Raw genomic sequence first — 898 nt, 5'->3', positions numbered from 1 at the left:
TCCAGAGCCCGCTGAGCGATGTCTTCGGTAATGCGGCCATCGCCTTTCACTTCGGCGTAATCACGCACTCGACGCAACAGGCGATTGGCAATACGGGGGGTTCCCCGGGCCCGGCGTGCCACTTCCATGGCTCCCGCCTTTTCAATGGGGATGGCCAGGATGTCGCAGGCGCGGCTGACAATGTCGGACAGGTCATCCACGGAATAGAATTCGAGGCGTTGCACAATGCCGAAGCGATCGCGCAATGGAGCGGTGAGCAAACCGGCGCGGGTGGTCGCCCCCACCAGGGTAAACGGCGGCAGGTCCAGCTTGATCGAGCGAGCGGCCGGGCCTTCACCGATCATGATATCCAGCTGATAGTCTTCCATGGCCGGGTAGAGAATTTCCTCTACCACCGGAGAGAGGCGGTGGATTTCATCCACAAACAGCACGTCGCCCTCTTCCAGATTGGTCAGGATAGCCGCCAGATCTCCGGCTTTTTCCAACACCGGACCGGATGTGGACTTGAGTTCGCAGCCCATTTCACGGGCAATAATGTGCGCAAGGGTCGTCTTGCCGAGACCCGGCGGGCCAAATATAAGGGTATGGTCGAGCGCTTCATCGCGGCCGCGCGCGGCATCAANAAAGATTTCCAGGCGCTCGCTGACTTTCGCCTGCCCGTGATAATCCGCCAGGCTGGCCGGGCGAATGGCCCTGTCCTGTTGCTCTTCGTGGCTGCCAACCGCAGCCGCGGTAATGACTCGTTCGTTATCCATGCCTGCGGCGGGCTTGCCTCTACATCGTTGAATGTGGCTAGCGTAGCGCACCCTGATACCGAACTGCTATTACTGTTATCACAAAGTGAAAGGCGATATCAGGGTGCAGCGCTAGCGGGCCAGGCTTTTGAGCGCCTTGCGGA

At 59.8% G+C, this 898-nt stretch carries 1 protein-coding gene; it reads right to left on the bottom strand.

The annotated features are described in order from the left end of the window. The coding region (ruvB, locus tag A3730_RS16480; RefSeq protein ID WP_063538468.1) for a Holliday junction branch migration DNA helicase RuvB at positions 1–755 on the bottom strand (755 nt) is incomplete at its 3' end. Positions 756–898 lie beyond the last annotated feature (143 nt).

Source organism: Alcanivorax sp. HI0044 (genome assembly GCF_001634945.1).
The sequence above is the reverse complement of the archived record's forward strand: the minus strand, read 5'-3'. Positions and strand labels throughout refer to the sequence as shown.